This window comes from Mesorhizobium sp. M7A.F.Ca.US.014.04.1.1 (assembly GCF_003998745.1).
Taxonomy (GTDB): domain Bacteria; phylum Pseudomonadota; class Alphaproteobacteria; order Rhizobiales; family Rhizobiaceae; genus Mesorhizobium; species Mesorhizobium ciceri.
The window spans coordinates 1-6913 of sequence record NZ_RZRW01000314.1; the positions used below are offsets into that span (position 1 = coordinate 1).

At 64.1% G+C, this 6913-nt stretch carries 8 protein-coding genes; 6 read left to right on the forward strand and 2 right to left on the reverse strand.

What is annotated here, in order from left to right:
* Both EOA22_RS20290 and EOA22_RS20295 read left to right on the forward strand, forming a co-directional pair.
* Window positions 1–405, forward strand: a 405-nt coding sequence (locus EOA22_RS20290) for a phosphoenolpyruvate hydrolase family protein (protein ID WP_164755666.1), incomplete at its 5' end; no start/stop codon positions are given.
* A gap of 5 nt (window positions 406–410) precedes the next feature.
* On the forward strand, window positions 411–827 hold the full coding sequence (locus EOA22_RS20295) for a cupin domain-containing protein (protein WP_013529490.1): 417 nt from the start codon (window positions 411–413) through the stop codon (window positions 825–827).
* A gap of 110 nt (window positions 828–937) precedes the next feature.
* On the opposite strand, the gene EOA22_RS20300 is transcribed toward EOA22_RS20295, so the two are convergent.
* Window positions 938–2128, reverse strand: coding sequence for a Xaa-Pro peptidase family protein (locus EOA22_RS20300; protein WP_063169052.1), 1191 nt, complete (start codon window positions 2126–2128; stop codon window positions 938–940).
* Between the two features lie 62 nt (window positions 2129–2190).
* Entirely contained in the window at window positions 2191–2412 is a 222-nt protein-coding gene (locus tag EOA22_RS20305; RefSeq protein WP_127224205.1) for a hypothetical protein, read from the reverse strand.
* 90 nt (window positions 2413–2502) lie between these two features.
* On the opposite strand from EOA22_RS20305, the gene EOA22_RS20310 reads away from it, so the two are divergent.
* The 4 genes from EOA22_RS20310 to EOA22_RS20325 form a co-directional block, all read left to right on the forward strand.
* The gene (locus tag EOA22_RS20310; RefSeq protein ID WP_127390170.1) at window positions 2503–4113 is read left to right on the forward strand and encodes an ABC transporter substrate-binding protein; all 1611 of its coding nucleotides are present in this window, start codon (window positions 2503–2505) and stop codon (window positions 4111–4113) included.
* A 258-nt stretch (window positions 4114–4371) separates the two neighbouring features.
* Entirely contained in the window at window positions 4372–5358 is a 987-nt protein-coding gene (locus EOA22_RS20315; protein WP_063169054.1) for an ABC transporter permease, read from the forward strand.
* On the forward strand, window positions 5355–6185 hold the full coding sequence (locus EOA22_RS20320) for an ABC transporter permease (RefSeq protein WP_127390171.1): 831 nt from the start codon (window positions 5355–5357) through the stop codon (window positions 6183–6185). The genes EOA22_RS20315 and EOA22_RS20320 overlap by 4 nt, the downstream gene beginning before the upstream one ends.
* Window positions 6182–6913 (forward strand): ABC transporter ATP-binding protein (locus EOA22_RS20325; protein WP_164755669.1); only part of this gene is annotated, 732 nt, incomplete at its 3' end. The genes EOA22_RS20320 and EOA22_RS20325, both read left to right, overlap by 4 nt.

Here is a 6913-nt window from a genome sequence, read left to right on the forward strand (position 1 = left end):
CTCGATCTCTTGACCACGCCCTATGTCTTCAACCCGGATGAGGCCCGCGCCATGACCAAGGCCGGTGCCGACATCGTCGTCGCCCATATGGGCGTGACGACAGGCGGCTCGATCGGCGCCACGTCAGCCAAGTCGCTCGACGACTGCATTCAGGAGATCGACGCCATCGCCAATGCCGCGCGCTCGGTGCGCAAGGATGTCATCCTGCTTTGCCATGGCGGCCCGATTTCGATGCCCGACGACGCCCGTTACATTCTCTCCCAGGCCAAGGGCCTGCACGGCTTCTATGGCGCCAGCTCGATGGAACGGCTGCCGGCGGAAGCCGCGATCGCCAAGCAGACGGCCGATTTCAAGGCCGTCGCGCTCGGCGGCCAGAAGACCACATTCAAGAAAAAGAAGGGATGAGTGAGATGACCGACAAGAGCAAAGTGTTCGTGTACCCGAAGGACGTCAGCGCCTTCGGCTTCGACTGGGGAAAATTGGCGCTGACGGTGGCGCCCGAAGTGAATGGCGCAACCCGCTTTTCCGGCGGGGTCGTCGACCTGCCTTCCGGCAAGGGCCACACGCGCCACAACCATCCGGGCGCGGAAGAAATCATCTTCGTCATCTCAGGCCATGGCGAACAGATGGTCGAGGACGAGAAGGGCAATCCGATGGTCGAGAAGGTCGGCCCCGGCTGCACCATCTACGTGCCGGAAAGCCGCTTTCATTCGACGCTCAACACCGGCGACGGGCCGATGCAGCTGTTCGTCGTCTATTCGCCGGCAGGACCTGAACTGGTTTTGCGTGAGCTGCCGGATTTCAGGCTGATTCCGCCGGGGCAGTGATCTTTCCTCGGTTCCGGCTCCGACCTCTGCCCTCGGGGAGAGGTCGGATTGCCCCGAATTGCTTTTCCCGGATGGCAATCCGGGTGAGGGGGCAGCAGCCTCAATACCAGCTAGGCCGTCCCACCCCTGTTCCACCCCCGGCCCCGATCACCGAACATCACGTATCCGCTCTCCGTCACCGCCAGCGTGTCTTCCAGCTTGATGAAGCCCCGTGTCGGGTGAAGCATGGTCGTCTCCACCGACAGCACCATGTTCTTCTCCAGCGGTTTGGCCGCATAGGTGCCTTCATAGGTCACCGGGTGGTTGGTCATCAGGAACGGCGCCTCGTGCGTGATCAGCCCCATGCCATGGGCGAAGAAATCCGTGTAGGGCGCGACCTTCGAAGCCTTCAGCACGCCCTCGGCATGCGAAATCATGTCGCCGCCCAGCGTGCCCGCTTTGACTTTTGAAAAGGCCGCCTGCTGCACCGTCTCGACCTCGGCCAGCAGATCTTCCAGCTCGGCATCCGGTTCGCCGAGAATGCCCATCCGGCAGAGGTCGCCTATATAGCCGTGATAATTGCCGCCGGAATCGATTGACAGCACCTCGCCTTTTTTCCACGCCTGCGGTGAAGCGGCGCGGTTGTGGCTGGCACCCAGCGTCAGCAGGCAATATTCGAAATGGATGCCGCGATTGGTTTCCTCGCGCCGCAGCTGCTCGATGATCTCGCTTTTAGTCGTGCCTTCACGCGCCCAGGCAATGGTCGCCAGCATGGAATCGGTGATCAGTTCGGAGGCCGTGCGCAGCTTCTCCAGCTCCGCATCGGTCTTGATGGCGCGCATGCGCTCCAGCATGTCGGTCGCATCGATCAGCCTGGCATCCGGCAACGCCTTGCGGATCAGCGTATAGGCGTCCGATGGCAGGAAGCCAGGCTCGATGCCGATGCGCGCGCCGGCCTTGCCGATCTTCTGCAGGTGCTCGACCGCAAGGTTGGCGGCGTCGAGCGTGCCCCAGCAGGCGGCGTGCAGCGTCGGCGTCCAGAACGGATTGTTCTGGTGCTCGCCGCCCTCCATGCGGTTGCCGATATAGGCGGCATGGTCCGGCCCGCCCTTTTCGTACACGACGATCGGCAGGTACCGGCTGTGGCCGATCGCATCCATGGCGGCGAAGAAGATGAACTTGTAACCGCCCAGCAGGTATTGCGTGTTGTGCTTGGAGGTGGCGAGCAGCACATCGATGCCGGCCTCCTCCATCAGCCGGTCGACCCTTGCCTGGTCGAACGGGATATTGCCGACGGCATTCTTGCCCGGAGCAATGTTCATCTCTCTCTCCCTGAATTGCCTGGGACCGCCGGCCGTTCCGCTCGCGATCCCCTGGCCATGACTCAAATCTGCACCATTTTGCCCGTTCTGGTCCAGCCAGAAATAGGGCAAACAGCACCGTTCCATGTCATCATACCTTTGTCCGTCGCATATCCCATCAATTTGGTCCTACCAGATTGACGTGATAGAAGCGCATATTCCAAACTGGTCCAGCGGACGAAAATTTCAAAGCCAAGCGAGGATGCGCCAATTCCGTCTCTGGCGAAACCCTCGGCAAGGCTCATAATCGCCGCCGCAAGGATGCTGGCGGGCTTGCCGGCGTTCGAGGGGTATTGGCGCGCCCAACCGGGTCGCGGAGAGGACGGAGTTCGATCATGTCAGGTTTCACGATTTCCAGGCGCACGATGCTTTCCGGCTCGGCAATGCTGCTGGCCTCCACCGCCATGCCGACACCGGGCTGGGCGCAGACGCCGAAGAAGGGCGGGCGGCTTGTGCTTGCCGCCGATTCCGAACCGCGCAACCTCAACCCGGCGATCGTCGCTTCCAACGGCGTCTTCTTCATCTCCAGCAAGATCGTCGAAACGCTGGCCGAAGCCTCCTACGACGGCAAGGACGGACTCGCGCCAAGGCTGGCGCTGAGCTGGGAGGGTGCCGCCGACGGGCTCTCGGTGACGTTCAAACTGCGCGACGGCGTCAAATGGCATGACGGCAAGCCGTTCACCTCCGCCGACGTGGCCTTCTCGGCGCTGCAGATCTGGAAGCCGCTGCAGAACCTCGGACGCACCGCGTTCAAGGACCTGGCCAGCGTCGAGACCCCCGACGATCTCACCGGTGTGTTCAAATTCGCCAAGCCGACGCCGTTCCAGCTGATCCGCAACGCGCTGCCGGCGCTGAGCAGCGTGGTGCCGAAGCACATCTACGAGGTCGGCAAGATCGAGGACAACCCGGCCAACAACGCGCCCATCGGCACCGGACCGTTCAAATTCGGCGAGTACAAGGCCGGCCAGTATTACCGGCTGACCAAAAACACCGACTACTGGGGCAAGGACGAGCCCTATCTCGATGAGATCATCTATCAGGTGCTGCCGGATCGCACGTCCGCGGCCAGCGCGCTGGAGGCCGGAGAGATCCAGCTGGCGGCCTTTTCCGCCGTGCCGCTGGCCGACCTCGACCGCATCTCGAAAGTGCCGGGGCTGAAAGTGATCACCAAGGGTTACGAAGGGCTGACCTATCAACTCGTCGTCGAGATCAATCATCGCCGCAAGGAACTGGCCGACGTCAAAGTGCGGCAGGCGATCGCACATGCCATCGACAAGGATTTCGTCGTCAAGACGGTGTTCCTCGGCTATGCCGCGACAGCCACCGGCCCGGTGCCGAAGAACGATCCACAATTCTACACCGCCGATGTGCCGACCTATGCCTTCGACGTCGCCAAGGCCAACGCGCTGCTCGACGAAGCCGGCTACAAGAAAGGCCCGGACGGCAAGCGCTTCACGCTGAAACTGCTGCCTGCGCCCTATTTCAACGAGACAAAACAGTTCGGCGACTATCTGCGCCAGGCGCTCGCCGCCATCGGCATCGACGCTGAGCTGGTCAACAACGACTCGGCCGCGCACATCAAGGCGGTCTACACCGACCACGCCTTCGATCTCGCGGTCGGTCCGCCGGTGTTCCGCGGCGATCCGGCGATCTCGACCACCATCCTGGTGCAGAGCGGCATTCCGGACGGCGTGCCGTTCTCCAACCAGGGCGGCTACAAGAACGATGCGCTCGATGCGCTCATCGCCAAGGCATCGGAGACGCTCGACGCATCAGCCCGCACCGACCTCTACAAGGAATTCCAGAAGGCGGTGGCTGCCGACCTGCCGCTGATCAACGTCGCCGAATGGAGTTTCATCAGCGTCGCGCGAGACACCGTCGGCAACATCGCCAACAACCCGCGCTGGGCGGTGTCGAACTGGGCGGACACGTATTTGGAATCGTGACAGAATTGCGCGGATGAAAATTCGCGAAATCATCGTAGGCTTTGAGTTCTACGAGGCCCCCCTCTGTCCTACCGGACATCTCCCCCTCAAGGGGGGAGATTGGCCGCTTGTCTGTCCCGCGAATTCTTCAACGTTGGAGATTGGCGAAGCCAAAAGAGACAGCCGATCTCCCCCCTTGAGGGGGAGATGTCCGGCAGAACAGAGGAGGGTGCCTAGGCGCGGTCCTAATCAACGTATCGCCAACCCATCGACGCCCCCATGAACCGCGCCCTCACCCTTCTCCGCCGCCGCCTCGTCGGCAGCATCTTCGTGCTGCTGATCGTCGTCATCGGCACGTTCCTTTTGCTCGAGGCCGCCCCCGGCGACGCCGTCGACGCCTACATCGTCTCGACCGGCGGCGACGCCGGCATGATCGAATTGCTGCGTCATCGCTGGGGCCTCGACCAGTCGGAGCTGACGCGGCTGGCTAACTACCTCTGGGCGCTGTTGCATCTCGACCTCGGCCAGTCGGTGACCTTCTCCCGACCGATCCGCGATGTGATCCTCGAACGCCTGCCCAACACGCTGCTGTTGATGGTCAGCGCCACCGCGCTCTCCTTCGGGCTCGGCTCGGCACTCGGCATCTATGCCGGCGCCCGGCCGGGCAGTTTCCGCGACCGCTTCCTGTCGATCGGCTCGCTGGCGCTCTATGCCGTGCCGGGTTTCTGGCTCGGACTGGTGCTGATCGTCGTCTTTGCCGTCGACCTGCGCTGGCTGCCGATCGGCGGCATCGAGACCCTGGCTTCCGACAAGACCGGCCTTGACCGCGCAGCCGACATCGCCGTCCATCTTATCCTGCCTGTTTCGGCCCTCGGCTTCATCTACCTGGCGCTCTATCTGCGCATGATGCGCGCCGGCATGGCCGAGGTCTGGCGGCAGGATTTCGTCTTGGCCGCGCGCGCCAAGGGATTATCACGCCGCCGCATCGTGCTCGCCCACGTCGCCCGCAATGCACTGCTGCCGCTGGTCACCATGCTCGGCCTGCAGTCGGCGCAGATGCTCGGCGGCAGTGTCGTCATCGAGAGCGTCTTTTCCGTGCCCGGCCTCGGCCGGCTGGCGCAGGAGGCAGTCGCCTCCCGCGATACGCCGCTTCTGCTCGGCATTATTCTCACCAGCGCCGTCCTGGTCATTGTCATCAACCTTGCCGTCGACATCGCCTATGCCTTCCTCGACCCGCGCGTCGGCGCCTGCGAGGCCGGCGCATGAGTGCCCTCCGCCGCTTTCTGCGCACGCCCGAGGCGGTCGCCGGCGCCATCCTCCTGGCGGCGCTGCTCGCCATGGCACTGTCGGCGTCGCTGCTGTTCCCCGGCGATCCGCAAGCGATTGCCGGGCCGGCGCTGCTGCCGCCGTTCCAGGACTGGTCGCTCCCGCTTGGCACCGATCGGCTTGGCCGCGACGTGCTGGCCGAGCTTTTTCATGGCGCCCGCACATCGCTGGCTGTCGGGATCGCCGCCGCGGCCGCCGCACTTGTCGTCGGGGCAGTGGTCGGCACATTGGCCGGCTTTGCCGGCGGCCTCGTCGACGAGGTGCTGATGCGCATCACCGACGCCTTCCAGACCGTGCCGAGTTTCCTGCTGGCACTGGCCTTCGTCAGCGTCGTCGGACCGTCGCTCGGCATCGTCGTGATCGCCATCGCGCTCGGCACCTGGACCGGACCAGCCCGTGTCGCCCGCGCGGAAGTCCTCTCCATTCGCGAACGCGATTATGTCGCCGGCGCCAGGGTCATCGGCATGCACCCGCTGGCGATCGCCTTTCGCGAGGTGCTGCCCAATGCCTTGCCGCCGGTGCTGGCGATGTCGTCGGTGATCGTCGCCGCGGCGATCCTCACCGAGGCGGCCTTGTCGTTCCTCGGCCTGGGCGATCCCAACCGGGTCACCTGGGGCGGCATGATTGCCGAAGGCCGCGCTGTCCTGCGCACCGCGCCCTTCCTGTCGATCGTCCCGGGCATAGCGCTGGTGCTGACCGTGCTCGGCGTCTATCTCGCCGGTGAAGGCATTGTCGAGACGACGGCGGTCAGGAGAGGCCTGTCGTGACCGCGCTGGCTTCGATCCGCGACCTGACGGTGACCTACCGCCGCGACGGCAGCGAGGTGGCGGCGCTGAAGGATGTCAGCCTCGATATAGAGGCTGGCGAGCGCTTGGCCATCATCGGCGAAAGTGGCTCGGGCAAGAGCACGCTGGCGCTGGCGATTGCCGGGCTGTTGCCGGCAAGCACCAAGACTGAAGGAAAGATCGATTGGTTCCTACCGTCGGCGTTGGGCGCCAAGGCACCTCCCTCTGTCCTGCCGGACATGTCCGGCAGGACAGAGGGGGGCCTCGTAGAGCACAGACCGCAAAAGCTCTTCACCAGATCAAGTCACCCTCCCCGCGGCGGCCGCGATATCGGTTTCGTCTTCCAGGACCCATCCGCCAGCCTCGACCCCGTAATGCCAATCGGCAAACAAATCGCCGAAGTCGCCCGCACCCATCTCGGCCTCACCTGGTCCCAGTCCTATGCCAGGGCCAAAACCCTGCTCGAACGCGTCCGCCTGCCCGATCCTGACTCGGCCCTGCGCGCCTTCCCGCACCAGCTTTCCGGCGGCCAGAAGCAGCGTGTGGCGATCGCCGCCGCCATTGCGGCCGGTCCGAAATTGCTGATCGCCGACGAAGCGACCAGCGCGCTCGATACCATCGTGCAGGCCGAGATCGTCGCCTTGATCCGACGCCTGGTGACCGAGGACGGCATGACGCTGCTGTTCATCAGCCATGCCATCGCGCTGGCG